This window comes from Komagataeibacter oboediens, assembly GCF_018491655.1.
Lineage (GTDB): Bacteria > Pseudomonadota > Alphaproteobacteria > Acetobacterales > Acetobacteraceae > Komagataeibacter > Komagataeibacter oboediens.
On record NZ_JABLUU010000018.1, the window covers coordinates 17,503 to 41,499 of the forward strand.

The window sequence follows — 23,997 nt, forward strand, 5'->3', positions numbered from 1 at the left end:
GGCCGAGTTGCACAGCATGCGACCTGGCAGGCAAGGAACAGGACTCCCGGTTTACGACCCTACAGACAAACATCGACTTTCACCGGAAAATAAAAACTTCTTTATAGAGCGTGCCACCAAAATATGACCGATCTTTTTGATACCGGAACACCGATGGGCCAATTGCCACTCGCCGCCCGGCTTCGGCCCACAACATTGGATGATGTCATCGGTCAGTCTGCCGTGGTGGCACCCGGTTCGATCCTGCGACGACGTATTGCCGCAGGCACTTTGGGAAGTGTCATTCTCTATGGGCCTCCGGGGATCGGCAAAACCTCAATCGCGCGCGCTGTCGGCACCATGCTTGGCAAGAATTTCCGACCTCTTAATGCGACACGCGCGGGCGTATCGGACATCCGCAAACTGGCTGATGAAGCACGCATGGTGCCTCTGTTGATCTTTGTTGATGAAGTTCAGCGTTTTTCAGCGACCCAGACCGATGACCTTCTCGCTATCTGTGAAGAAGGTACAGCCGACTTTATCGGTGCGACAACCGGCAACCCCTACCATGTTCTTACCCCTGCCCTCGTCTCGCGCTCTACAATTCTAAAGCTGGAACCTCTGAGCATTGAGGAGATGGAACAGGTTGTCCGCCGTGGCGTGACACATCTGCAAAACAACGGTGTCCATATTGCACTCACCGCCCCTCAGATCAGAGTGATCGCGGGTCGCTCCGGTGGCGATGCCCGACGCGCCCTTACAGCGCTTGAAAGTCTGGCTGTGGGACATGAGCGAGGGACAGTTACTGTCACGGATGCCATGCTGGAGGAACTCTATGCCGCAGCCCCCGTCAACCATGATCGCTCGGGAGATGCGCATTATGATGTGGTCTCGGCGTTCGTTAAATCCATGCGGGGTTCGGATCCGGATGCAACGCTTTACTGGCTGGCACGCCTGATCCACGGGGGCGAAGACCCACGCTATATTGCACGACGGATCATGATCCACGCCTCCGAAGATGTGGGACTTGCCGATAACACCGCTCTCCAGACCGCAGTTGCTGCGGCACAGGCCGTGGAGAAAATCGGTTACCCAGAGGCGCAGATCGTTCTGGCCCATGCGGCATTACATATCGCACGGGCCCCAAAATCGATGTCAGCATGTCGCGGAATTTCAGCCGCACTACACTATGTCGCAACCCAGCCCGCTGCATCCGTGCCCCAGCATTTACGCGACGCCCACTACAAGGGAGCCGAAGCCTTAGGTCACATCGGATACCGCCTGCCCCATGATGACCCCAGAGGCTGGGTAGAGCAGGTGTATTCTCCAATTCCTAAAGGAACATTCTACCAAAGCGACGCGCGCAATGCCGCGACGTTTGAAAAGCGGGCCGATGATTACTGGCAACACGTGACAGGTCATGCCCATCCCCCTGCAAAGAAATATTGAAAATATCGCAATTATAGAGGTGCGAATTCATAGAATAATGAAATGCCTCTTGCGGACAAAACGATTAATGAATTCAGCCTATAGCCTCATGCGAAATCAACGATCAATTGACGCTGAACTCCACCTTGCCGCAGGTGTTACTGTAAAGGTCAGGGGTCCCGTGCGAGCGTCCTTCCCGCCCATGCTGTGACCTGAACCCGCACTCATTTAGCAAGGACGTTCACCATGCCTCCCCGTATGACACCGATTTTTTCCCGTCGTGCGGTGCTGGCAGGTAGCGCCGCAGTCGTCGCTTTCCGTGAGCCCCCACTGGCTGCCGCCCGCACGGAGGACCGAACCTCACAGAACCTGGATGTCACATTCGAAGTCAACGGACACGCTCACAGCCTTCACCTGGATCCAAGAACCACGCTTCTGGATGCCCTGCGTGAGCACCTGCTTCTGACCGGCACCAAAAAGGGATGCGATCATGGGCAATGCGGGGCCTGCACGGTTATTGTGGACGGTCGGCGCATCAATTCCTGCCTGAGCCTTGCCGTCATGCACGAGGGAGACACAATTACAACCATCGAAGGGCTGGGAAATCCGGATCATCTTCACTCGATGCAGGCCGCTTTCATTCGGCATGATGGTTATCAGTGCGGATACTGCACGCCCGGCCAGATCTGCTCCGCCGTTGCGGTTCTCGATGAAATCAGAAGCGGCATTCCCAGCCATGTGACGAAGGATCTGCTCGCGCCGATCGATCATAGTGGCCTGGAAATGCGGGAGAGGATGAGTGGCAATCTCTGTCGTTGTGGTGCGTATTCGAACATCGCGGAAGCCATGGCCGAAGTCGCAGGAGCGCAACCATGAAAGCATTTACTTATGAGCGTGCCGGGACACCCCACGAAGCGGTCACCGCCCTCGCCCAGATACCAGGAGCGCGTTTCATTGCGGGAGGAACGAACCTCCTTGATCTGATGAAACTCCAGATCGAAACACCGGAACACCTGATCGATATCGGCCGGATTGGTCTGGACACTATTGATGACACCTCAGACGGAGGGCTCCGTATTGGTGCGCTTGTCCGGAATACGGATCTTGCAACGGATATGCGGGTTCGTCGCCATTACGGCGTCTTGAGCCGCGCCCTTGTTGCAGGTGCTTCAGGACAGCTTCGGAACAAGGCAACGACATCCGGCAACCTGCTACAGCGCACACGGTGCCCCTATTTTTATGATCCGAACCAGCCCTGCAACAAACGCCAGCCTGGAGCAGGATGCGCGGCCATCGGGGGCATCAGCCGGCAGTTGGGCATCATCGGGACAAGCGAGGCCTGTATTGCAACGCATCCCAGTGACATGGCCGTTGCCATGCGTCTTCTTGATGCCACTGTTGAGACCATAAATATCCGTGGGCAATCCCGTCGTATTCCCATTGCCGATTTTCACCGCCTGCCGGGAAAAAGTCCGCATATCGAAACATCTCTGAACCGGGATGAACTGATCACCTCCGTAACCCTCCCGCCCCCATTGGGAGGAAATCACTTCTATCGCAAAGTCCGTGACCGGGCTTCATATGCCTTTGCCCTCGTCTCGGTTGCAGCCATCATCCAGAAAGATGGTACAGGCCGGATCGCTGTTGGCGGCATCGCGCCAAAACCATGGCGTGTCGAGGCTGCGGATTCAGAAATACCGAAAGGGTCCGAGGCTGTCGCAGCAAGGCTTATGGCAGGTGCCTCCCCCACTCCGGCGAATGCGTTCAAGGTCACGCTGGTGGAACGCACTCTGGCAGCTGTCATACAGGAGGCCAAGGCATCATGAAGTTCGATAGGGCCGCGGGCCAAAACCCCATTGATCAGTTACATGTCGTTGGCCATCCCCTGGATCGCATCGACGGACGTTTCAAGACAACAGGTACCGCGCCTTATGCCTATGAGCGGCATGACGTCGTCCCGCATCAGGCTTATGGCTATATTATCGGGAGCGCTGTCGCCAAAGGCAGGATCACCCGCATGGATGTCGCCCGCGCGAAAGCCGCACCGGGCGTTCTGGCAATTGTCACAACGCTTGATATGCCAGCCCTGAAAAATGGCCCCATGAATACGGCAAAGCTCTTTGGTGGACCCGAAATAACCCATTACCATCAGGCCACTGCGATCGTGGTGGCCGAAACCTTCGAACAGGCCCGCGCCGCCGCAGCTCTGATCGAAACAGAATATGACCACGATGAGGGTCAGTTCGATCTGAAACAGGCGCAACATGCCGCTCGCCCGGTTCAGGGTGCCAATGGATCTCGTGCGGACCGTGTTGGAGACTTTGAAAGGGCGTTTTCGGCTTCTGCAATGCGCTTGGATGAGACGTACACCACGCCGGATCAGACGCATGCCATGATGGAGCCCCATGCAACACTTGCCGCATGGGAAGGCGAAAAACTGACGCTCTGGACGTCCAACCAGATGATCGCCTGGACCCGGCGCGATATTGCGACCGCGCTTGGCCTGTCGAAGGAAAATGTCCGGGTTGATTCCCCTTATATCGGGGGAGGTTTCGGCGGGAAGCTGTTTTTGCGCTCTGACGCCGTGCTGGCGGCTCTCGGCGCCAAAGCCGCAGGACGTCCCGTCAAGGTTGCGCTCACCCGCCCCTTTATCATGAACAATACAACGCATCGGTCTGCGACGATCCAGCATATCCGGATCGGTACGGATCGTGACGGCAGGATCACGGCCATTGCCCATGAAAGCACGTCGGGCAATCTTCCTCACGGGCGTCCAGAATCCGCTATAGATCAAACAAAGCTACTGTATGCTGGTGCCAATCGACTAACGGCGATGCGGCTGGCTGTTCTGGACCTCCCTGAAGGAAATGCAATGCGCGCGCCTGGCGAAGCATCAGGCCTGATGGCACTTGAAATTGCCATGGACGAGATGGCTGAACGACTGCGCATGGATCCCGTGCATTTCCGGATTCTGAATGACACGCAGGTCGATCCTGAAAAACCAGGACGACCGTTTTCGCAGCGGCATCTCGTCGAGTGCCTGGAACGTGGAGCCGAGAAGTTTGGCTGGAGCCATCGAAAAGCCCGTCCCGCATCCGTGCGGGAGGGAGAATGGCTGATCGGCATGGGCGTCGCGGCAGGCTTCCGCAACAATCTCCTGACAAAATCCGCGGCACGCGTACGCCTTGATTCACAGGGGATCGTGACAGTCGAAACCGACATGACCGATATCGGTACCGGTACCTATACCATTCTTGCCCAGACAGCAGCCGAAATGATGGGAGTTTCCATCGATCAGGTCCGGGTCGTTCTTGGTGATTCAGACTTCCCTGTATCGGCAGGATCCGGGGGCCAGTGGGGGGCCAACAATTCTGCTGCGGGCGTGTATGCCGCCTGCGTCAAATTGCGGGAAAGTGTTGCGAAGAAGCTGGGATTGCCACCAGCCGAAGCGCAGTTCTCAGGCGGGAATGTCCATGTTGGCAACCGCGTTTTCCCCCTTGGGCAGGCGGCGCATGAGGGTGAACTGGTTGCCGAAGACACCATTGAATATGCGGACGTAGACAAACGATATCAACAATCCACCTTTGCGAGCCATTTTGTCGAAGTCGGCGTCAATGGATTTACCGGGGAAGTCCGTATCCGCCGGATGCTGGCCGTCTGCTCCGCAGGCCGCATCCTGAACCCCAAAACCGCCCGAAACCAGGTCCTTGGTGCCATGACCATGGGATCTGGCGCAGCCCTCATGGAGGAACTGGCGGTCGATACCCGGCGTGGTTTCTTCGTCAATCATGATCTGGCGGGTTACGAGGTCCCTGTTCATGCCGACATTCCTCATCAGGACGTAATTTTCCTTGATGAAGTGGATCCCCTCTCGTCGCCCATGAAAGCAAAAGGCGTTGGGGAACTGGGGCTGTGTGGCGTAGCCGCAGCGATTGCAAATGCCGTTTATAACGCAACAGGTGTGCGCATCCGTGATTATCCTGTCACGCTCGACAAACATCTGGCTCATCTGCCCCGGATGTCCTGATTACGGTCAGGCATTCGGCCATCGATCTCGGGGTAAAAGCGGTTCCAATCGATGATTGATTTATGAACAGCCGATATAACTTCATGCGCTTTATACACCCTAATCAATAGCTATTTCATCACTTACCGTCCTCTGCTGATAGAGTGAGAAGCAGAAGGCCGTTCTGATGAGCAAAAAATTTGAAGGCAAGGTTGCGTTGGTAACGGGGGCCGGTGCCGGAATGGGCCTCGCCACCGCTCAGGCATTTGCCCGAGCTGGCGCCAGCGTTGTTCTTGCTGATATCAATGAAGAAAGCGTTGCCAAGGCAGCCAGGGCATTAACCGAGGAAGGAGCCAAAGCTCTTGCCGTCAGGTGTGACGTTGCCTCGGAAACGGATGTTGAAGCCATGATGGCTCGCACGGTAGACGCTTTTGGGCGTCTGGACTGCGCCTTCAACAATGCTGGAGTTATCAGTCAGCACCAGGATACCGCAGATCTGCCTGACGCAGAATGGGACCGCGTCATGTCGATCAACCTGCGTGGCACCTGGTACTGCATGAAGCATGAACTGAAGCAGATGCTCTCTCAGGGGAGCGGTGCTATCGTCAACGCTTCCTCCATTGGGGGCCTGAACGGCGTTGCGGGACTGCCTGCTTATATCGCGTCCAAGCACGGCATTATTGGCCTGACGAAATCTGCGGCTCTCGAATGCGCGACCAAGGGGATACGCATCAATGCGGTATGTCCCGGTGTGATTGAGACACCCATGCTGGACTGGCTCACAGGGGGCGATGCAACCGTCAAAGCTGAACTCGTTAAAGCCCAGCCCATCGGTCGCCTTGGTAAACCCGAAGAAATCGCTGCGGCTGTGCTCTGGCTCTGCAGTTCTGACGCCAGTCTGGTTCTTGGCCATGCTCTCTCGGTCGATGGCGGATATTCGGCCCAGTAACCTACTCTGTTTTGAACAGGAGATTTTCTATGTCTGATACCCCTTCAGCTGCACGCAAAGCATTTGGCGATATTGCTCCGGCCCTGGCCGAATATTCCGACAAGGTTCTTTTCGGGGATGTGTGGGAGCGCCCCGAACTCTCACCGCGCGACCGAAGCCTGGTAACGGTTTCCAGCCTGATCTCGCTCTACAGAACCAACGAGCTCGGCTTTCATATCCGTAAAGCTCTCGAAAACGGCGTAACCCGTGAAGAAATCATCGAAGTCATCACGCATCTGGCTTTTTATTCAGGCTGGCCAACAGCCTCGACAGCTTTGACGATCGCGCGCGGTGTGTTCGATGAAGCCAAACCCTGAGCACTCTTAAAAACTTATTCCAACCCGATGCAAAGCAAGGATATCCCCATGGACTACCGTTATCTCGGACAGAGCGCGCTTAAAGTTTCTCCTCTTTGCCTCGGGGCCATGATGTTCGGGGGTGAGACCGATGCCGAGACGGCAAAACGGATTATCGACAAAGCTGCCTCACAGGGCATCAATTTTCTGGATACCGCCGATGTCTATAATGGTGGAAAATCCGAAGAGGTAGTTGGCACCAGCGTACAGGGCAACCGGGATGCCTGGGTCATTGCCACCAAATTTGGCTACGGAAGTGGTGCTAACCAGCAAGGGCAATCCCGTAAATGGATCATGCAGACGCTTGAAGGAAGCCTAAAACGCCTTGGCACGGATTACATTGATATCCTGTATTTCCATCGCGCCCTCCCCGGCGTGACGCTGGAGGAAGGACTGCGGGCCATTGGTGACCTGATCTCTCAGGGCAAGATCCGTTATTATGGTGTCTCCAATTTCCATGGCTGGCGGATTGCCGAAGTTGTCAGACTGGCAGACCATCTCGGCATTCAGCGTCCTACAGTCAGCCAGCCCCTCTACAATCTGGTGGACCGCTCTGCTGAAGTCGAGCAATTGCCTGCTGCCGGTCAGTACGGACTTGGGGTTGTGCCCTACAGCCCACTGGCCCGCGGCGTCCTGACGGGCAAATACGCGTCACTCGACAATCTGCCAGAAGACTCACGGGCAGGACGCGGAGATGCCCGTATTCAGCAGACCGAACTGCGCGCTGAATCTCTGATTATCGCGCAGAAAGTGGCGGAACGTGCCAGGGGAAAGGGTATTTCTTCAATCACTTTTGCATTGGCCTGGGTCCTGAAAAACCGCCTCATCAGCGCAGCCATTGCTGGCCCTCGTACCGAAGCGCACTGGGACAGTTACATGGATGCCCTGAACGCTACGCTGACAGCGGAAGATGAGGCATTCATCAATGATCTGGTCCATCCCGGGCATGCGTCCACGCCGGGTTACACCGATCCGGCCTACCCGGTCGAAGGACGCGTGGTCGCCTGAAGCTGAAAAATCCTGAAGAGAACGGAGAACACTGATGAAAACCTATGGTTTTGCAGCGACCTCATGTGAGGCCCCTCTCGCACCGTTCAGTTTCGAACGGCGTGAACTGCGAGACAACGACATTGCCATGGATATCCTGTATTGCGGTGTCTGTCATTCGGACCTGCATCAGGCGCGGAATGACTGGGGATGGTCGCAGTATCCCATGGTTCCCGGTCACGAAATTGTCGGCCGTGTGACGGCGACAGGAAAGGCCGTCACACGCTATAAAGTGGGTGACGCTGTGGCCGTCGGCTGCATGGTCGACAGTTGCCAGACCTGCGATCAGTGCCGCAAAGGTGAGGAACAGCTTTGTCGTGAGGGCAATACGCAGACCTACAACGACAAGGATCGTATCACGGGCGAGTGCACTTATGGCGGCTATTCCAAGCATCTCGTTGTGCGGGAAGAATTCGCCCTGAAGGTTCCGGAGACACTGGATCTGTCCCGGGCAGCTCCCCTTCTCTGTGCTGGCATCACCACCTACTCGCCTTTACGCACCTGGAACGTCGGACCGGGCAGCCGCGTCGGTGTTATCGGGCTTGGTGGCCTTGGACATATGGCCGTCAAACTTGCCTCTGGCATGGGCGCAGATGTCACGGTCCTCAGCCGCTCAAACGCCAAGGAGAAAGATGCCCTGGCTCTTGGTGCGGACCGGCTTCTGGTCTCGACCGACGACACTGCCATGGCGAAGGCGGCTTCCAGCTTTGATCTCATCATCGATACCGTCCCGGTCAAACATGACCTCAATCCTTATATGCCTCTGCTGGACGTTGATGGCACACTGGTGCTCGTCGGGCAGGTTGGGCCGCTGAATGAACCCAGCACCGTTCCCCTGATCATGGGGCGTCGCCGTATTGCGGGGTCCCCCATCGGAGGCATTGCCCAGACGCAGGAAATGCTTGATTTCTGTGGCCGTAAAAACATCCTGCCTGATTGTGAGATGATCCGTATGGACCAGATCAACGAGGCTTTCGATCGACTGGAGCGTTCTGACGTTCATTACCGGTTCGTGATCGACATGGCGACACTCACACCGGACACAGCGGCCGCGTAAGACAAATGCCCTACGCCCCTCTTAGGGCGTAGGGGCATCTCCCAACAATCCATTACTGGCGATAGCGCAACGCATCGACCAGCAATCTGAAAGCCGCGGAGGACTGTCGGCGGCTGGGATAATAGAGATGGTAGCCGGAGAATGGCGGACACCAGTCTTCCAACACCCGGACCAGCCGCCCGTCAGCAAGATGACCCGTCACCTGATCTTCCAGAACACAGGCCAGACCGAACCCTGCTACAGCCGCCCGCAGGATCATCGGGACGTTGTTGAAAACCAGCTGGCCATCAACCCTGACATGCAGTTCCCGCTTCCCCTTCTCCAGTTCCCATGCATAGATACCGCCTGAAGTCTCCATACGTAGGTTGATGCACTGATGGTGCGCCAGATCCTGCGGTGTTTTGGGCTTCTTCTTTCCCGCCAAATAGGATGGTGCCCCAACAACAGCCATCCGCATGTCGGGACCGATCCTTACAGCGATCATGTCCTTCGCAATTGACTCTCCGAGCCGCACCCCCGCGTCAAAGCGCTCGGCGACGATATCTGTCAGGCCTGACTGAAGAGCCAGTTCGACATGCACATCAGGATACTCAGGAAGCAGTTTTTCCAGCACTGGCCACAGCAGCCGGTTGGCGGCATGCTCAGAGGTGGTGATACGGATTGTGCCTGCAGGCCGGTCTCGTAACTGACCAAGCTGTTCAATTTCACCCGCGATACTGTCAAGGGCAGGCGCAAGGGTCCGCAGGAGGCGTTCTCCGGCCTCCGTTGGGGACACACGCCGCGTGGTCCGGGTCAGAAGCCTGACGCCGAGCCGCGTTTCCAAGCGGCGGATCGTATAGCTCAGGGTGGATTGAGATGTTCCCAACCGCGCCGCAGCCCTGGTAAAGCTCTGCTCTTCCGCCACGATGAGAAAGGCGTTGAGATCGACCAGTTCTTCGCGCCGCATTCATGAACTCCCAATATATCCTTAATCGATCAATAGCCAATTATTCGGCACAAAGATACATGCTTGTATTTCGAAAGGAGCAGCGTCTCTCCTCTCAGCAGTTTAAGCCTCAGAAAAGGTGCCCTTCCATGACTGGAAAATCCACGATCGGACAGCGCTACTACGGTGACATTGCTCCCGGCCTTGCGGATTATACTGACAGGGTCCTGTTCGATGATGTCTGGGAACGGCCAGGCCTCTCGATGCGTGATAAAAGCCTCATCACCGTCTCAGCGCTTGTGTCGATGTACCGGCTGGACGCTCTGGAAGCCCATCTGAAAATCGCGCTGGACCACGGTGTGACCCGCGAGGAACTCAGCAGCACGATCACGCATCTGGCCTTCTATGCAGGCTGGCCATCCGCTTCGAGTTCCATAGCCCGCTGCGCAAGGTACTTGAAAACCTGCCCTCGTGAAACTCTTGCGCTCGCCAGACAAGTATTGCGTCACATATGCCCGTCCGGATTACGGTTGGTGGTTCCGCTCCACCTTGTAGCGTGCCCAAATGATCCCGTCTTCAAGCGTTTCTGATGCTGTCAGGCGCAAAGACTGGCCGATAGCGGGCTCTTCGTCTTGTTCGCCTTCATATTCGAAGACACATGTCCCACCCGACAATCCATCGATGCCGGGATAGATCATCAGGCTGATATCATCGATAAGGCCAGCCTTGAGAAAAGCTCCATTGATTCGTCCCCCTCCTTCTACCAGCAGGGTTTCTATGCCGAAGTCGCTTCTGAGGCTGTTCATTGCATGCCCCAGATCTTTTCCCTCTTCCCCCGCAAAGAGATAGGAAATGCCTGTCGCCTCAAGCTCGTGGAGATAGGTATCCGCCACCTGTTCGGAAAGGATCGTGATAATCGGATCACCGTCAGCGTTGTCGCTTTCGTAACGCAGCTTTCCTTTTGGGTCGACAACAACGGCCAGACGTCCGGTTCTGCGTTTTGCCGCTTCAGAGACATGGGCGCGACGGGGCAGTTCGCTGCGCCCTGAGGCATCCGGTTCTCCTGCATGGACAAAATGTTGTTGCATGGTCTGACGGCCGACAAGCCAGGCATCCGCTTTGAATGTCTTCTCGATGTCATAGTAGCGATTGACGAGATCATCGCGCGCTTTGCCATCAACAGGCTGTGTCCAACGATCGGTCAGGATCCGTCCGTCAATGGAACTGATCATATGACAAATAATATGCGGGCGCATGACTATTATCCTTGGTTCTGGGCTGACAGACCATCTTCCGGCCTGAAATATTGAAAACATCACCGGAATCAGGTCTTACAGGTTTATTTTAAATGAGATTGCAAACCATGATTAGGAGGGAAAATTGGCATACAATTATATCTATAACTCATTAATTGAACGGATTTATTGAACAAAAATACGAGAAAACACTTTTACACGCGCCCTGAAACGCGCCTGGAAAATGCGTAACGATGCTGCTGCTGTTCCCCGACAGAAGCAATCATGAATTCGGAGTATAACGTTATGCGACGAACAGACGGTAACACGTGACCACAAAACCGTATAAAATAATGATTTTGCCATGCCGAAAACAATTCTAAGGCACCTAAATGCGAAAATTGCCGATAGGGATTATTCATGGATAAAGTGATTGTTGTCATCGGCTCCGGTTCCATCGGCCAGGCGATTGCCAGACGTGTTGGTGTCGGAAAACATATTCTTCTGGCCGATCTGCGTATGGAAAATGCTGAAGCCGCTGCAGAGGTGATGTTCAATGCAGGCTTCACGGTCAGTACGACACAGGTCGATGTGTCCTCCCGGATTTCTGTCGAAGCTCTCGCTCAAAAAGCAAGTGAATTGGGTGACATTACAGGCGTTGTCCACGCGGCGGGTGTCTCACCCTCACAAGCCTCCCCGGCCACAATTCTGGCCGTTGATCTTTATGGGACCGCACTCGTACTCGAAACGTTTGGCAACGTCATCGCAGCGGGAGGCTCAGCCGTTGTCATTGCGTCCCAGTCCGGGCACCGCCTGAGAGCACTGACGAAGGAACAAAACGCTGCGCTTGCAACCACCCCTGTAGAGAACCTCCTGTCTCTTCCGATGCTCCAACCCGAAGAGATCAAGGATTCTCTACACGCTTATCAGATTTCCAAACGGGGGAATGCACTCAGGGTCGCAGCAGAAGCTGTACGCTGGGGAAAGCGCGGGGCTCGGCTTAATACGATCAGTCCGGGAATTATCATTACCCCGCTCGCACGAGACGAACTGTCAGGACCGCGCGGCGACGGTTACCGTCGCATGATCGACCTCTGCCCGACTGGCCGAGCTGGCACTCCAGACGAGGTTGGAGCTATTGCTGCACTTCTCATGGGTGAAGATGGTACTTTCATAACGGGTAGCGACTTCCTTATGGATGGTGGCGTCACCGCAGCCTATTGGTACGGGGACCTGAAGCCCCGTTGAAAATGGTGCTGCTCAGGAAGATATCGCCGGAAGCCTTGAGGGATTATTGCAACTTTATCATTTTACAGATTCGGTTGCGTTCTAAAGGTGAGGTTGTTGCGGACAGCCAGTTCTGGCCATATCTTCCATAACCTCTCCTCTCATCAACGACGATATCGTAATTCCTTTACAAGCATTCTGAACGCCGAAGGCAGCTGATGCCGATCCGGATAGTAAAGGTGGTATCCGGAAAAGAGCGGGCACCAGTCCTCCAGAACGCGGACCAGTTTCCCGGCTTTGATTAATGCCGCCACCTGATCCTCCATGACATAAGCAAGACCAATGCCATCTACCGCCGCAGCCAGCACCATGGAGATATCGTCAAGGATCAAAGGGCCCTCAACCCGAACATTGAGGTCCCGGCCCTCTTGGCTGAACTCCCACATGTAAAGCCCTCCCTTGGTAGGAAGGCGAATGTTGATACAGCGATGTTTCGTCAGGTCGTGAGGTGTCTGGGGAACCCCCTGTTGAGCAAGATACGCGGGTGCCGCAACGGCTGCCATTCGCAGGTCCGGACCGATACGCACAGCAATCATGTCCCGAGCCACCTGTTCGCCGAGACGCACTCCCGCGTCAAACTGATCCGCAACGATATCTGTAAGGTGTGAATCCACAGACAGTTCGACCCTGACATCCGGGTAATTCTGGAGTAGCCGCCTGATCGACGGCCACAGAATTGTCTCCGCAGCATGGCGGCTTGTCGTAATACGGACAGTTCCAGATGGTCGTTCCGTGAGGGCATTCAGCGCCATAAGGCGCGCATCAATATCATTAAAAGCCAGACGCAGCGTCGCCATCAATTGCTCACCTGCCTCCGTGGGCGCGACCTTGCGCGTGTTCCGGGTAAGAAGTTTCAGGCCAATCCGTGCCTCCAGACGACGCACGATCTGACTGATGGCCGACTGTGATGTGCCCAGGCGTGCCGCCGCTCGCGTAAAGCTGCACTCCTCCGCAACTGCGAGAAAAACGGCCAGATCACCCAGTTCTTCCCGCCGCATTCATAATCTCCTGATATAACCTTATGTCCAATTCAGCATATAATCACTAGGTCTAAAACACGCTAGAAATATAGAAATAGGAAATCCCGGGATGCAGGTTGACTGTTCCCAAGGATAAAGACCCAGCTTTCAAGCAGAGGTAAAATGACCAAAATCCTCATCCTCGGAGCTCATGGGAAAATTGCTCGTGTCGCCACGCGCCTTCTACTTGAAAAAAATGATGAAGAACTGACACTTTATCTCCGCAATGCCCCACGACTGGCATCACTGCACGGAAATGACCGGATTAAAATAATTGAAGGTGACGTCCTTGATGAGCCGGTGCTTGAGGCGGCCATGCAGGGCCAAGATGTGGTCTATGCCAATTTGTCCGGTGACATGGAGAAGCAGGCCAGGACAATAGTCCGCGCAATGGACAAAGCAGGAATGCGTCGACTGATTTTCATCAGTTCAATGGGAATTTACGACGAAGTGCCAGGAGAACAGTACGGTAAGGTTCTGGATCCCTATCGACGATCCGCCGCCGTGATCGAAGCATCAGACCTTGATTACACCATCATCCGGCCAGCATGGCTGAGCGATACGGATGAGATTTCTTATGGAACGACCATTAAGGGAGAAGAATTCGCCAATCCCCATGCTGATGTCTCGCGCAAAAGCGTGGCGGATCTGATCGTCAAACTGATCACGACAAAAGGACAGCATGTCCGTGAAAGTCTTGGCGTCAATGCGAGATGATGGACGATCAAGCGTAATGGGTTGTGTACACCCAAGAAATTTTCTGGAATTCCCGTGTGTAACCGTCTGATACCGCATCTTTTATATGGGTGAATATCAGAGCAATGGAGAATAAATCATCATGAAATATGTAAAGCTTGGAAATACTGGCGTTGACGTCTCGAAGATATGTCTCGGGATGATGAGCTTCGGCAAACCGGGAAAAGAACATGGCCTCTTCCCGTGGGCAAAAGATTTCGACGAGGCGAGGCCCATTTTTCAGACAGCGATCGAGGCAGGGATCAACTACTTCGATACGGCAAACATCTACCAGATGGGTACCAGCGAGGAAGTGACGGGTAAACTCATCCGCGAATTTGCCTTGGACCGGGACGATATCGTCGTGGCAACCAAGGTACGGATGGAAATGCGCCCCGGAAAGCCTAATGGAAGCGGCCTTTCTCGTAAGGAAATCCTCAGCGAAATCGACAAGAGCCTGAAGCGTCTTGGTCTGGACTATGTCGACCTCTATACGATCCACCGGACCGACCCTTTGACGCCCGTGGAAGAAACCATGGAAGCGCTGCATGATGTCGTGAAAAGTGGCAAGGTCCGCTATATTGGTGCGTCGAGCATGTTCGCATGGCAATTCGAACGCATGCAGAATATTGCCGAAAACCATGGCTGGACCAAGTTCGTCGCCATGCAGAATCAGTATAACCTGCTTTATCGCGAAGAAGAGCGGGAAATGATTCCTCTTTGTGAGGACAGAAAGATTGCCATCACTCCCTGGAGCCCACTCGCGGGCGGGCGCCTATCGCATCCGTGGGGTACCGTGACAGGCCGGGTGAAGATCGACGAAGTGTCAAAATGGGTCTGGGACAGCACGAATGACCTCGACAAGGTTGTCGTCGACAATCTGGAGAAAATGGCACAGGTCCGTGGCATTTCGATGGGGCAAATGGCTCTGGCCTGGTTACTGAGCAAGCCCTTTGTCACAGCCCCGATTGTCGGAACCACAGCTGTAAAGCATGTAGAGGAAGCAGTTTCCGCGCTTGATATTGTGCTATCTGCCGAGGAAATTGAGGCCCTTGAAGCGCCTTATGTCACCCATCCCGTGCTGGGGATGATGTAAAGAGCCCACCAGTTACGGCAGCCACGCAAAAATGCGAGCCATGAAAACTTGCCGCCTGGATAATCTGGAATTCTTGATATGGGCGCGCACACCATAATCCAAAAAGCTCTGAGTGAACGGCTCCCTACGGTCGAGGCACAAAATAAGTTTGCATCCTTCCCTGTGTTCACTTGATGACGTGTCATCGCGACCACCTCTCACTATCTGAAGTGAAACTAAGATGAAACGGCCGCCGTTTGATCTGTGGCAACTGCTGTGCGTGCGGGCAATCGCCGAGCACGGCAGTATCCACGGCGCGGCGCGTTTCCTGAACATTCGGCAGTCGGCCGTCAGCCGGTCCCTTCACAACCTTGAGGAGCGGCTGAATGTCAGACTGTTCACCCGCTCCCCGGCCGGTGCCGCCCCGACCGCTTTCGGTCGGGAATTCGTCCGCTGGAGCCAGACAATCCTGGACAATGTGGCCAGCATGAATGCCCGCGCGCGGCGAACGGGCAAAGGCGAAAACGGCCAGATCTCCATCGGCATCCAGACTTGCGTCCTGCCCGGAAAACTCTCGGCTTTCACGGCGGAATTCCGCGCTACATATCGTGATATCGTGTTTCGCTATTCCGAGGGCACAGGCAAAAGACTGCTGCGACGCCTCCAGCGCGGACAGATCGATTTCGCTGTCATCACACGTAGCAATCTGGCGCGCGCTCTGCGGATCATGCCTCTGTGGAGCGACCGCATCGTCGCAGCCCTTCCCGCCGGTCATCCTCTCACGACACAACCGGAAGTATCCTGGACAGACGTGCGTCATGAAATATTCCTGATCGGACGCGACAACGCGGGTCAGGACTTCGAGAGGCTTATCCAGCGCAAGCTCGGGGAGACAGGTATCGGCCCGAAGATCCGGCGTCATGATATCGGCAGCAACAGGATCGTCGCGCTCGTCCAGAACCACGAAGGCATCGCCCTGCTTCCCGCCTCATGGCTGCCACTAATCCACGACCAGCATGGGCATGACGTCACGATCATGGAAATCCGCGACGCTGGCGGCTCCTCCCATCTGGAATTCGGGATCGTCTGGCGGCCAGACAATGAAAATCCCTGTGCCCGGAGCTTCGCTCAGTATCTCGAATCCCACCGACCATGAGCCTATTTTTCCGATGCTGCTGCTCTTGCCCGCCGCCGCGCCTTGGCGAATCCCTTGTCCGACATCATGAACTGCCGGAGCATGGGTGCGACCAGCCGGGCCGGATCCATTGCCCCATTGCTACCGGACAGAAGTGCTGCGTAGGCAAGCAGGTCACGATGGATATCAGGAGGTAACGCCACGGTCATTCTGACCGGCTTCTTGTCCGGGATTTCTCTGATCTTTAGCTCTGTCATCTTATATTTTCTCCATTTTGATAGGGTTTGAGCAACAGGTCGCGGCTGAGAATGACGGTGAAGGGCAACCCCGGCCGGTCGGTCAGGGTGGGCTGGACGTTCAGGCTGCGGTCGATCAGCCGATTGCCGACCATGGAAAACCCATTGCTGGCCCCGGAACGGATGGCCTGCATCAGATTGTTTTCGTTCCATGACGTCCCGGCCTCCGACCCGACGCTGAGCACGGTCGTGACCAGGGCGGCCTTGAAAAGCTGACCCCAGTGATTGTTGACCTCATCTGACAGACCGGACTGGCCGATGGCATCGCCGCCAGGCAGCTTTTCCAGCACGAGGCTTTCGCCATCAGGGAAAATCAGCCGGGTCCAGATGATCTGGGTGCGCTGCTGCCCAAAGGACACGCCACTGTTATAAGCCCCGAACAGGGTGCTGCCCTGCGGGATCAGCAGGTAGCGGCCGGTCGGGCTGTCATAGACGTTCTGTGTCACATGGCCGGTAATCTGGCCGGGCAGATCGGAACTGATTTTCGTGTTCAGTGCGCCGGCGATCACCGTGCCCGCCTGCAGGACATAAGGTGAGGCCGGGGGCATGACGCGGTCGGGGCTGACGGTCATCCGGTCCGGCTGGCCCGCCAGAAAGGCACGGTTGCCAGATTGTGCGTCGGTCGCAGGGGCCGGTGATGCCTGCGAGGCGGGAACGCCCGGCGCGGGTGCCGCTGCCTGTTCGCCGGCGCGGTCACGCTCCCCCATCTGCACGAACAGCCGGCTGGCGATCGCGGCCTCGACCTCCTGTTGCGCGCGCCGGTCGTCGCCACCCGAGGTAGCCTTGCCCTGCTCCTGTGCCTTCAGGATGGTATGCCCCAGATCGCCGGGCAGAGCGGGACCGAGCTTCGGGACGCCACTGCCGACATAGTCTGAGGGCAACCCTGCCAGCCCATCGGCGGACGGACGCACATCCGTGTCCTGGCTGGCGGCCGGTGGCGCTTTGTGGCTGCTGTTCTCCAGCGCGTAGCCGAGTGCCAGACCAATGGCGAGCATCCCTGCCCCACCCAGCGCCCAGACCATGGTGCGGTTAAGACGCACCACGCGCGGCCGATCGGCCCGCAGACGCAGATCGGGCGGCGGCGTTACAGCAGCTGGGGGATTTTCGCCCACTGTGGGTGCCTGCCCGGTCATGTCCGCCGTCCATCGGTGCGGACGATGCGCACCCGTTGCTCGGAATGCTTATCGCCCAGCCGCAATTCGGCGGCGGCAAACAGCCGATCCACGATCATCCAGTTCTGCCGGACCCGGTAATTGACCAGTTCCGGGCCACCATCCGCCCCCAGCACGAACAGCGGCGGCAATTCCCCCTGCCCGATCCCGGACGGGAACGCGATATAGACCTTGTGGCCGTCATCGAAGGCCCGGCCGGGCAACCAGGGGGGCACTCCGCCTTTCACACTCTCGATCGCGTAGCGGAAATTCAGCGCGTCGAGATTCAAACCCACGTCCACGGGGGCAATGTCATCGGCCGCACTGTCCTGCCGATGCAGGGCGATCAGGTCATCCTCGGGGTAATCCCACGACACCGATGCCATATAGGTCGCGAGCGTGGAGCGCAGTTCCACCAGATAGGTCCGCCGGTCGGTATTGACGATCAGATTGGTGGTGAGATCGGGCCTGGTCGGCTTGACCAGAATATGGATGCGCTTTGTTGCCGCTGCCCCGCTTTCGGTATCACCGATGATCCAGCGCACCGTATCGCCAGCAGCGACCGGCCCGGTACCGACCAGCTTTTCGCCCTGCTGGAGCATGATATCGGTGATCTCGCCGGGCGAGGTATAAACCTGGTAGAGCGCTCCGGAAGAATAGGGATAGACCTGCACCGCGTTGATGAACCCGGCTCGCGTGGGCTGGATGCGTGCCGCCAGATTGGCCTGCGTGATCCGCACGGTCGGATCAGGAACCTCCGCTGGTGGACGGATCACACGCTGGGACAGCAGCGGCTTGAGTTGCCCCGGCAGGGGAAGTGGCTGTGGCACCTCCACCATCTGCACCGGTTTCGGTGGATCGGGAATTCTCGTTGCGCGCGCGGCGTCATCGTAGCGGATGACCGGCGGATGGTAATTCTGCGCGCAACCGGCAAGCGAGAGCAGCGCCACAGGAAGGGCCGCGAAAATGAAGCGCGTCATTGTCCGAGTTCCTTCGACCAGTTGATGGCGGAAACGTAAATGCCCAGAGGGTTTTTCCTGAGATGATCGGCATCGCGTGGCGTGTGCAGAACGACCGAGACGATGGCGGTCCAGCGTTCGGTGCCGGTAAAAGCGCCATCGCGGTAATGGCGCTCGGTCCAGGCCACACGGAAGCTGCCGGGCGAAGCCCGGATCACCGAGGCGATGTCCAGTTCGATCTGCTCATGCCCGATGCGCGAGAACGGATCGTTGAGGCGGGCATAATCGTTAAGCGCCTGCGCGCCCGACGTGGTGGTGAAATCATAGGCCCGCAGCCAGTTGTGCCGGACCACCACGGGGTCCGACGACAGGGCGCGCACGTCGTGGACGAACTGTGCCAGATACCAGGCGATCTGCGGATCGGCGGGCATATAGCCCGCTGTCGCGGGGGCCACGACCTGCGCCTGGCCCAGACGGTCCACCTGCACCACCCACGGCGTGATGGTGCCGCGCGCGGACTGCCAGACCAGCCCGGCCCCGAGCCCGGCCGAGAGGAACAGGCTGCCAAAAGCCATGAGCCGCCAGTTGCGGGCCTGGATGCGGGCGGAGCCGATGCGCTCGTCCCACGCCTGCGCTGCCTTTTGATACGGTGTCACGGGTTCGGGCGTGGTCCCGTAGCGGGTGGTGGAGCGACGAAACATCATCCTCATTCCTTTTCCGACAGATCGATGGAGGAAGATCCGCCCCCGCCATCGGCAGAGCGGATGACATGCGCCGCCTCGGCGGCATGGGCTGCGGCATTGCGGCGCTTCATCTTTTGCGCCCAGCGGGGTGGTTCGCCGGAATCGCCACCATCGCCACCAGACGGACCCTCACCGGTAGGGCCGCCACCCGTGGGGCGCCCCCCTTCTCCGGCAGGACCACCGCCACCAGAAGGTGCCGGTCCGCTATCTCCGCCTTCGTCGCCCTCTCCACCGCCCATCCCGCGTGCCGCCCAGCGTCCACCGGCGGCATAGCTTTCTTTGAGGGATGAACCGGCACGTGAGGCCGCTCCTTTGACGGCATTCGCGACGTTCCCGCCGACGGCCCGGCCCATGCCTCCGATCCCGGCGGTCATGCTGCCCGCGCCGCCAGATGCACCTGCGGCTCCGGCCGAATAGGCGGATGTGGCGGCCCCGGCAATCGCGGCCCCTCCCCGCGCGGCGGCAGCCGTGGCGCCCAGGGCTGCGGCACCACCGGAAGCAACAGCCCCGACACCGGCCGCAGCAATAGCGCCCATGGCGCCAACCGCCATGCCGGTCCCGACAGCAGCACCCGCCCCAAGCTGTGGCGCGCCGGAGATCAGGCCGTTGGCGATGCTGCCGCCAAAAATGGACAGACCGACAATTGCAAGCGAGGCCAGCACCACCGAGACGGACTGCCCGATCGTGGGAACGTCGCTGCCGTAGGAGGTTGAAAACTGGGCGAACAGAACCGACGCGATGGCGGAAATGACCGCCAGCACCATGATCTTCACACCCGAGGAGACGACATTGCCCAGCACCTTCTCGGCGAGGAAGGCCGTGCGATTGAACAGGGCAAACGGGATAAGCACGAAGCCTGCAAGCGTCGTCAGCTTGAACTCGATCAGCGCCACGAAAAGCTGCACGGCAAGAATGAAGAACGCCGCCAGCACGATCAGCCACGACAGACAGAGCACGAAGATCTGGATGAAATTCGTAAAGAAGGCGACCGGGCCAAGGAGATTGTGAACAGAGTCCAGAAGCGGCTGCGCCGCATCGAAGCCCGTGGACGCAAGACGGCCGGGCCGCAGGAAGTCTCCGAGTGCCAGATTGCCGCCACCGGCTTTCAGGCCAAGGGCCGTAAAACTGTCAAAGACGGTCTTCGACAGACTGGAAAAATTGCTGATCAGGAAGGAAAAGAAGCCGATATACAGCGTCTTTTTCACCAGACGCTGGATGATGTCCTCATCCGCCGCCCACGCCCAGAACAGGCCGGCCAGCGCGATATCCAGCACCGACAGAGTGCCCGCCAGTGAAATCACATTCCCCTTCACCAGACCGAAGCCGCTGTCGATGGTGGTGGTGAAGGTATTCAGGAAGGTGTCGATAACGCCCACATTGCCCATCGCCATGGCGGTCAGTTCCCGCTGCTGCCGAACATCGACACCGTGCCTGGAGTGTAGGCGTCATGCTGGGAAAAATGCTGATACTGGACTTCACTTTCTGCTTCCGTGGCCGCATCGCGCGCCTGTTGCAGGGCTGTGGCCCGACCATTGGCAGCCAGTTCGGCCTGGATGTCGGAAAGCTGGCGGGATTGCAGGGCCAGAAGCTGGTTTCCGGCCTGGACAGCCTGCAACGCCCCGGTCGATGTCTGGCTGGCCGAAACCAGTTGCGTCATGGCCGAACTGTCGCTGGGGATGTTTCCTACCACCCGAGCCTGAAGTTTCAGCGCGTCCTCAAACCCGCCCACGGAATTCTGCCATCGTGTCTGCGCCTGGCTGAACAGGGCACTGTCTGACATGCCAGACGAGATTGAGGTGTACGCCTGCTGGTATTGCTGCTCGACGGACTGGACGCTGTAAGCGATATTCTGCGCCTGCGCGAGGAGTGCCGTGGTCTGGGAAATCGTTGATTGCAGCGATGACAATGTCGATAGCGGCAGGCTCGCCAGATTACGTCCCTGATTGACCAGCATCTGTGCCTGGTTGGCCAGCGAGGTGATCTGATTATCGATCTGCTGGAGGGTCCGCGCCGCGATGAGAACATTCTGGACATGGTTGGCTCCATCATACACCGCCCACTGTGCCCGGGCCTGTGGAACGCCAAGCGACAGCAGGGCCGCCGTACCACAGAGAAAGACCACCGGCCTCATGACACAGATCCTTCCCGCAGAAGGTCCGCAGCCCATGACACGCCGCGCACGTCGAACCAGGCAGGCAGAAAGCCACCACGTCCGTGTTCCGTCAGCACTGCATCGATGAGCCGGTGGTCGTCCTTTCCCGAAGCCGCACAGAGAGCGAGTGCTACCGGCCCGAGCCCCAGTTCAAACAGCCGGTTGCCGCGCTGGGTCTGGCAGTAATACTCCTGCTTCGAGGCCGCGCGGGCGATGATCGCGATCTGCCGGTCGTTGAGGCCGAAGTCCCGATAGAGCGCCATGATCTGCGGCTCGATGGCGCGCTCGTTGGGCAGGAAGATCCGCGTCGGGCAGCTTTCGACCACAGCCGGGGCAATGCGGGAATTGGCGATGTCGGACAGCGACTGAGTGGCGAAAATGACGCTGGCGTTTTTCTTGCGCAGCGTTTTCAGCCATTCCCGGAGCTGACCGGCAAAATCACCGTCATCCAGGACCAGCCAGCCCTCGTCGATGACCAGCAGTATCGGGCGGCCGTCCAGACGGCCTTCGATCCGATGGAACAGATAGGACAGCACGGATGATGCAGCGCCCGAGCCGATCAGACCTTCGGTTTCGAACACCACGACGTCGGCGTTACCTAGGCGCTCGCTATCAGCGTCGAGCAGGCGGCCATAGGGACCACCCAGGCAGTATGGCGCCATTGCCTGCTTCAGGGCGTTGGACTGGAGGAGTGCTACCAGGCCGGACAACGTCCGTTCACCAATGGGCGACGATGCAAGTGAATTCAGGGCCGACCAAAGGTGAGCCTTCACCTCCGGGGTCAGCGTTACCCCCTCTCCGACAAGGATCTGGCCGAGCCATTCGCTGGCCCATTTTCGCTCATCCGGATCATCAATCCGCGCCAGCGGCTGGAGCGATACACTGCCACCCTGTTCTCCCGACGGATCAGCGTCTGTCAGCCCACCGTCGAGATCGTGCCAGTCACCACCCATCGCCAGCGTCGCGGCCCGCATGGAACCGCCAAAATCGAAGGCGAAAATCTGCGATCCCGCATAGCGGCGGAACTGCAACGCCATCAACGCCAGCAGGACAGATTTGCCGGCTCCTGTTGGTCCTGCGATCAGCGTGTGACCCACATCGCCGACATGCAGGGAAAACCGGAACGGCGTCGCACCCGCCGTCCTGCCGTAGAAAAGTGGCGCTGCTCTGAAATGCCCGTCCTGCTCCGGCCCGGCCCACACGGCCGACAGCGGAATCATGTGCGCCAGATTCAGTGTCGAGACCGGGGGCTGACGCACATTGGCGTAGACATGCCCCGGCAGAGATCCCAGCCACGCTTCCACCGCGTTCAGGCTTTCCGCCATGCAGGTGAAGTCACGGCCCTGAATGATTTTTTCCACGAGGCGCAACTTCTCAGTCGCGATGGAGGCTGACCCATCCCAGACCGTGACGGTCGCGGTGATATAGGCCTGCCCGACATCGTCGGCACCGAGGGACTGCAACGCCAGATCGGCATCGGCCGCCTTGTTGGCAGCATCGTTGTCCACCAGAACAGACGCCTCGTTGGTCATCACCTCCCGGACAATGGCCGCAATACTCTTGCGCTTTGCGAACCACTGCCGCCGGATCTTCGTCAGAACCTTGGTGGCATCGGTCTTGTCGAGCAGTATAGCCCGCGTCGACCAGCGATAGGGCATGGCCAGCCGGTTCAGGTCATCCAGGATTCCGGGAAACGTGCGGCTCGGGAAACCCGTGATGGTCAGGGTTTTCAAAAACGCATCGCCGAGTTTCGGCTCCAGACCACCCGACAGAGGCTGATCCACCAGCAGGGCATCCAGATGCATGGGAATTTCCGGCACCCTCACCCGCTGGTGCCGAGTGGAAATCGTCGAATGCAGGTAGGTCAGCGTCTCGCCATCATCCAGCCAGACGGCCTCGGGCATGAACCCGTCGAGCAGGGCCAGAAGCCTATCACTGCGATCCACGAAGGCATGGAGCATGCCATGGGGATCAGGGCCATCCCGTTCCCTGCCCTCATACAGAAAAGGCTCGGCACGCCCTGAAGATTCCGCCGGTGGCAACCAGACCAGGGTCAGGAAATACCGGCTCTCGAAATGAGCGCCCTCATCCTCGAACTGTTCACGACGTTCCAGATCGACCATGTGCGAAGCGGCATCCGGGAAATCGCTTTCGGGATATACGGTCGCCGGCACGCGCTGCGCTTCCACGAACACCGCCCAGCCTGAGCCAAGGCGACGGAGCGCATTGTTCAGCCGCCCCGTCACACCGACCAGTTCGGCAGGGGTCGCACTGTCCAGATCGGGGCCGCGTATCTTTGCCGTGCGCTGGAAACTGCCGTCCTTGTTCAGGACGACGCCTTTCTCCACGAGCGCTGCCCATGGCAGGAAATCAGACAGGAGGGCGGCACGGTTGCGATATTCGCCAAGGGACATCATGGCCCTG

Annotated in this window: 23 protein-coding genes; 13 read left to right on the forward strand and 10 right to left on the reverse strand. The window is 57.8% G+C overall.

Annotated features, from left to right (window positions below):
- Positions 1–123: 123 nt before the first annotated feature.
- The 8 genes from HNO79_RS13540 (at position 124) to HNO79_RS13575 (ending at position 8,861) form a co-directional block, all read left to right on the forward strand.
- On the forward strand, positions 124–1,428 hold the full coding sequence (locus HNO79_RS13540; RefSeq protein ID WP_214165568.1) for a replication-associated recombination protein A: 1,305 nt from the start codon (positions 124–126) through the stop codon (positions 1,426–1,428).
- 225 nt (positions 1,429–1,653) lie between these two features.
- Complete coding sequence (gene paoA, locus HNO79_RS13545) at positions 1,654–2,283, forward strand: aldehyde dehydrogenase iron-sulfur subunit PaoA (protein WP_244987551.1); 630 nt, start codon at positions 1,654–1,656, stop codon at positions 2,281–2,283.
- Complete coding sequence (locus HNO79_RS13550) at positions 2,280–3,233, forward strand: FAD binding domain-containing protein (protein ID WP_214165569.1); 954 nt, start codon at positions 2,280–2,282, stop codon at positions 3,231–3,233. Before paoA ends, HNO79_RS13550 begins: the two co-directional genes overlap by 4 nt.
- The gene (gene paoC, locus HNO79_RS13555) at positions 3,230–5,434 is read left to right on the forward strand and encodes an aldehyde oxidoreductase molybdenum-binding subunit PaoC (protein WP_214165570.1); all 2,205 of its coding nucleotides are present in this window, start codon (positions 3,230–3,232) and stop codon (positions 5,432–5,434) included. The genes HNO79_RS13550 and paoC overlap by 4 nt, the downstream gene beginning before the upstream one ends.
- A 166-nt stretch (positions 5,435–5,600) precedes the next feature.
- Positions 5,601–6,362, forward strand: a complete 762-nt coding sequence (locus HNO79_RS13560) for an SDR family oxidoreductase (protein WP_214165571.1) — start codon at positions 5,601–5,603, stop codon at positions 6,360–6,362.
- A gap of 29 nt (positions 6,363–6,391) precedes the next feature.
- Complete coding sequence (locus HNO79_RS13565; RefSeq protein WP_214165572.1) at positions 6,392–6,718, forward strand: carboxymuconolactone decarboxylase family protein; 327 nt, start codon at positions 6,392–6,394, stop codon at positions 6,716–6,718.
- A 48-nt stretch (positions 6,719–6,766) separates the two neighbouring features.
- Entirely contained in the window at positions 6,767–7,765 is a 999-nt protein-coding gene (locus tag HNO79_RS13570) for an aldo/keto reductase (protein ID WP_214165573.1), read from the forward strand.
- A gap of 31 nt (positions 7,766–7,796) precedes the next feature.
- Positions 7,797–8,861: an NAD(P)-dependent alcohol dehydrogenase gene (locus tag HNO79_RS13575; RefSeq protein WP_456306127.1), complete on the forward strand. Its 1,065-nt coding sequence runs from the start codon at positions 7,797–7,799 to the stop codon at positions 8,859–8,861.
- A gap of 52 nt (positions 8,862–8,913) precedes the next feature.
- On the opposite strand, the gene HNO79_RS13580 is transcribed toward HNO79_RS13575, so the two are convergent.
- The gene (locus tag HNO79_RS13580; protein ID WP_214165575.1) at positions 8,914–9,807 is read right to left on the reverse strand and encodes a LysR family transcriptional regulator; all 894 of its coding nucleotides are present in this window, start codon (positions 9,805–9,807) and stop codon (positions 8,914–8,916) included.
- Positions 9,808–9,935: 128 nt separating this feature from the next.
- Between HNO79_RS13580 and HNO79_RS17520 the strand changes: the two genes are divergently transcribed.
- On the forward strand, positions 9,936–10,376 hold the full coding sequence (locus HNO79_RS17520) for a carboxymuconolactone decarboxylase family protein (protein ID WP_214165576.1): 441 nt from the start codon (positions 9,936–9,938) through the stop codon (positions 10,374–10,376).
- Here the strand turns inward: HNO79_RS17520 and HNO79_RS13590 are convergent.
- Positions 10,311–11,042: a dihydrofolate reductase family protein gene (locus HNO79_RS13590; RefSeq protein ID WP_214165577.1), complete on the reverse strand. Its 732-nt coding sequence runs from the start codon at positions 11,040–11,042 to the stop codon at positions 10,311–10,313. The two genes, HNO79_RS17520 and HNO79_RS13590, sit on opposite strands and share 66 nt — an antisense overlap.
- Positions 11,043–11,441: 399 nt before the next feature.
- Here HNO79_RS13590 and HNO79_RS13595 point away from each other — a divergent pair, with 399 nt between their 5' ends.
- Positions 11,442–12,269, forward strand: a complete 828-nt coding sequence (locus tag HNO79_RS13595) for an SDR family oxidoreductase (protein ID WP_214165578.1) — start codon at positions 11,442–11,444, stop codon at positions 12,267–12,269.
- Between the two features lie 143 nt (positions 12,270–12,412).
- Here HNO79_RS13595 and HNO79_RS13600 read toward each other — a convergent pair whose 3' ends face one another.
- Positions 12,413–13,306, reverse strand: coding sequence for a LysR family transcriptional regulator (locus tag HNO79_RS13600; RefSeq protein WP_214165579.1), 894 nt, complete (start codon positions 13,304–13,306; stop codon positions 12,413–12,415).
- A gap of 144 nt (positions 13,307–13,450) precedes the next feature.
- Here HNO79_RS13600 and HNO79_RS13605 point away from each other — a divergent pair, with 144 nt between their 5' ends.
- From HNO79_RS13605 to HNO79_RS13615, 3 genes are all read left to right on the forward strand, one after another.
- Positions 13,451–14,044 (forward strand): NAD(P)H-binding protein, encoded by a 594-nt coding sequence (locus HNO79_RS13605; RefSeq protein WP_214165580.1) that lies wholly within the window; start codon positions 13,451–13,453, stop codon positions 14,042–14,044.
- Between the two features lie 121 nt (positions 14,045–14,165).
- Complete coding sequence (locus HNO79_RS13610; RefSeq protein ID WP_214165581.1) at positions 14,166–15,158, forward strand: aldo/keto reductase; 993 nt, start codon at positions 14,166–14,168, stop codon at positions 15,156–15,158.
- A gap of 220 nt (positions 15,159–15,378) precedes the next feature.
- Positions 15,379–16,293 (forward strand): LysR family transcriptional regulator, encoded by a 915-nt coding sequence (locus tag HNO79_RS13615; RefSeq protein WP_214165582.1) that lies wholly within the window; start codon positions 15,379–15,381, stop codon positions 16,291–16,293.
- 2 nt (positions 16,294–16,295) lie between these two features.
- Here HNO79_RS13615 and HNO79_RS13620 read toward each other — a convergent pair whose 3' ends face one another.
- The 7 genes from HNO79_RS13620 to trbE are packed head-to-tail and all read right to left on the reverse strand — an operon-like array spanning position 16,296 to position 23,990.
- Entirely contained in the window at positions 16,296–16,529 is a 234-nt protein-coding gene (locus HNO79_RS13620; RefSeq protein ID WP_214165583.1) for a DUF2274 domain-containing protein, read from the reverse strand.
- Positions 16,526–17,701: a TrbI/VirB10 family protein gene (locus HNO79_RS13625; RefSeq protein WP_214165584.1), complete on the reverse strand. Its 1,176-nt coding sequence runs from the start codon at positions 17,699–17,701 to the stop codon at positions 16,526–16,528. Before HNO79_RS13625 ends, HNO79_RS13620 begins: the two co-directional genes overlap by 4 nt.
- On the reverse strand, positions 17,698–18,699 hold the full coding sequence (gene trbG / locus HNO79_RS13630; protein WP_214165585.1) for a P-type conjugative transfer protein TrbG: 1,002 nt from the start codon (positions 18,697–18,699) through the stop codon (positions 17,698–17,700). The genes HNO79_RS13625 and trbG overlap by 4 nt, the downstream gene beginning before the upstream one ends.
- Complete coding sequence (trbF, locus tag HNO79_RS13635) at positions 18,696–19,379, reverse strand: conjugal transfer protein TrbF (RefSeq protein ID WP_214165622.1); 684 nt, start codon at positions 19,377–19,379, stop codon at positions 18,696–18,698. The genes trbG and trbF overlap by 4 nt, the downstream gene beginning before the upstream one ends.
- A 5-nt stretch (positions 19,380–19,384) precedes the next feature.
- Positions 19,385–20,812, reverse strand: coding sequence for a P-type conjugative transfer protein TrbL (gene trbL, locus HNO79_RS13640; RefSeq protein WP_214165586.1), 1,428 nt, complete (start codon positions 20,810–20,812; stop codon positions 19,385–19,387).
- Positions 20,813–20,817: 5 nt separating this feature from the next.
- Positions 20,818–21,552, reverse strand: coding sequence for a P-type conjugative transfer protein TrbJ (gene trbJ, locus HNO79_RS13645; RefSeq protein WP_214165587.1), 735 nt, complete (start codon positions 21,550–21,552; stop codon positions 20,818–20,820).
- Positions 21,549–23,990, reverse strand: coding sequence for a conjugal transfer protein TrbE (trbE, locus tag HNO79_RS13650; protein WP_214165588.1), 2,442 nt, complete (start codon positions 23,988–23,990; stop codon positions 21,549–21,551). The genes trbJ and trbE overlap by 4 nt, the downstream gene beginning before the upstream one ends.
- Positions 23,991–23,997 lie beyond the last annotated feature (7 nt).

Excerpts from the sequence above, each read along its gene's own strand:
- HNO79_RS13540 (WP_214165568.1), top strand. The coding sequence starts at position 124 with ATGACCGATCTTTTTGATACCGGAACACCGATGGGCCAATTGCCACTC.
- paoA (WP_244987551.1), top strand. The coding sequence starts at position 1,654 with ATGCCTCCCCGTATGACACCGATTTTTTCCCGTCGTGCGGTGCTGGCA.
- HNO79_RS13550 (WP_214165569.1), top strand. The coding sequence starts at position 2,280 with ATGAAAGCATTTACTTATGAGCGTGCCGGGACACCCCACGAAGCGGTC.
- paoC (WP_214165570.1), top strand. The coding sequence starts at position 3,230 with ATGAAGTTCGATAGGGCCGCGGGCCAAAACCCCATTGATCAGTTACAT.
- HNO79_RS13560 (WP_214165571.1), top strand. The coding sequence starts at position 5,601 with ATGAGCAAAAAATTTGAAGGCAAGGTTGCGTTGGTAACGGGGGCCGGT.
- HNO79_RS13565 (WP_214165572.1), top strand. The coding sequence starts at position 6,392 with ATGTCTGATACCCCTTCAGCTGCACGCAAAGCATTTGGCGATATTGCT.
- HNO79_RS13570 (WP_214165573.1), top strand. The coding sequence starts at position 6,767 with ATGGACTACCGTTATCTCGGACAGAGCGCGCTTAAAGTTTCTCCTCTT.
- HNO79_RS13580 (WP_214165575.1), bottom strand. The coding sequence starts at position 9,807 with ATGCGGCGCGAAGAACTGGTCGATCTCAACGCCTTTCTCATCGTGGCG.
- HNO79_RS17520 (WP_214165576.1), top strand. The coding sequence starts at position 9,936 with ATGACTGGAAAATCCACGATCGGACAGCGCTACTACGGTGACATTGCT.
- HNO79_RS13590 (WP_214165577.1), bottom strand. The coding sequence starts at position 11,042 with ATGCGCCCGCATATTATTTGTCATATGATCAGTTCCATTGACGGACGG.
- HNO79_RS13595 (WP_214165578.1), top strand. The coding sequence starts at position 11,442 with ATGGATAAAGTGATTGTTGTCATCGGCTCCGGTTCCATCGGCCAGGCG.
- HNO79_RS13600 (WP_214165579.1), bottom strand. The coding sequence starts at position 13,306 with ATGCGGCGGGAAGAACTGGGTGATCTGGCCGTTTTTCTCGCAGTTGCG.
- HNO79_RS13605 (WP_214165580.1), top strand. The coding sequence starts at position 13,451 with ATGACCAAAATCCTCATCCTCGGAGCTCATGGGAAAATTGCTCGTGTC.
- HNO79_RS13610 (WP_214165581.1), top strand. The coding sequence starts at position 14,166 with ATGAAATATGTAAAGCTTGGAAATACTGGCGTTGACGTCTCGAAGATA.
- HNO79_RS13615 (WP_214165582.1), top strand. The coding sequence starts at position 15,379 with ATGAAACGGCCGCCGTTTGATCTGTGGCAACTGCTGTGCGTGCGGGCA.
- HNO79_RS13620 (WP_214165583.1), bottom strand. The coding sequence starts at position 16,529 with ATGACAGAGCTAAAGATCAGAGAAATCCCGGACAAGAAGCCGGTCAGA.
- HNO79_RS13625 (WP_214165584.1), bottom strand. The coding sequence starts at position 17,701 with ATGACCGGGCAGGCACCCACAGTGGGCGAAAATCCCCCAGCTGCTGTA.
- trbG (WP_214165585.1), bottom strand. The coding sequence starts at position 18,699 with ATGACGCGCTTCATTTTCGCGGCCCTTCCTGTGGCGCTGCTCTCGCTT.
- trbF (WP_214165622.1), bottom strand. The coding sequence starts at position 19,379 with ATGTTTCGTCGCTCCACCACCCGCTACGGGACCACGCCCGAACCCGTG.
- trbL (WP_214165586.1), bottom strand. The coding sequence starts at position 20,812 with ATGGCGATGGGCAATGTGGGCGTTATCGACACCTTCCTGAATACCTTC.
- trbJ (WP_214165587.1), bottom strand. The coding sequence starts at position 21,552 with ATGAGGCCGGTGGTCTTTCTCTGTGGTACGGCGGCCCTGCTGTCGCTT.
- trbE (WP_214165588.1), bottom strand. The coding sequence starts at position 23,990 with ATGATGTCCCTTGGCGAATATCGCAACCGTGCCGCCCTCCTGTCTGAT.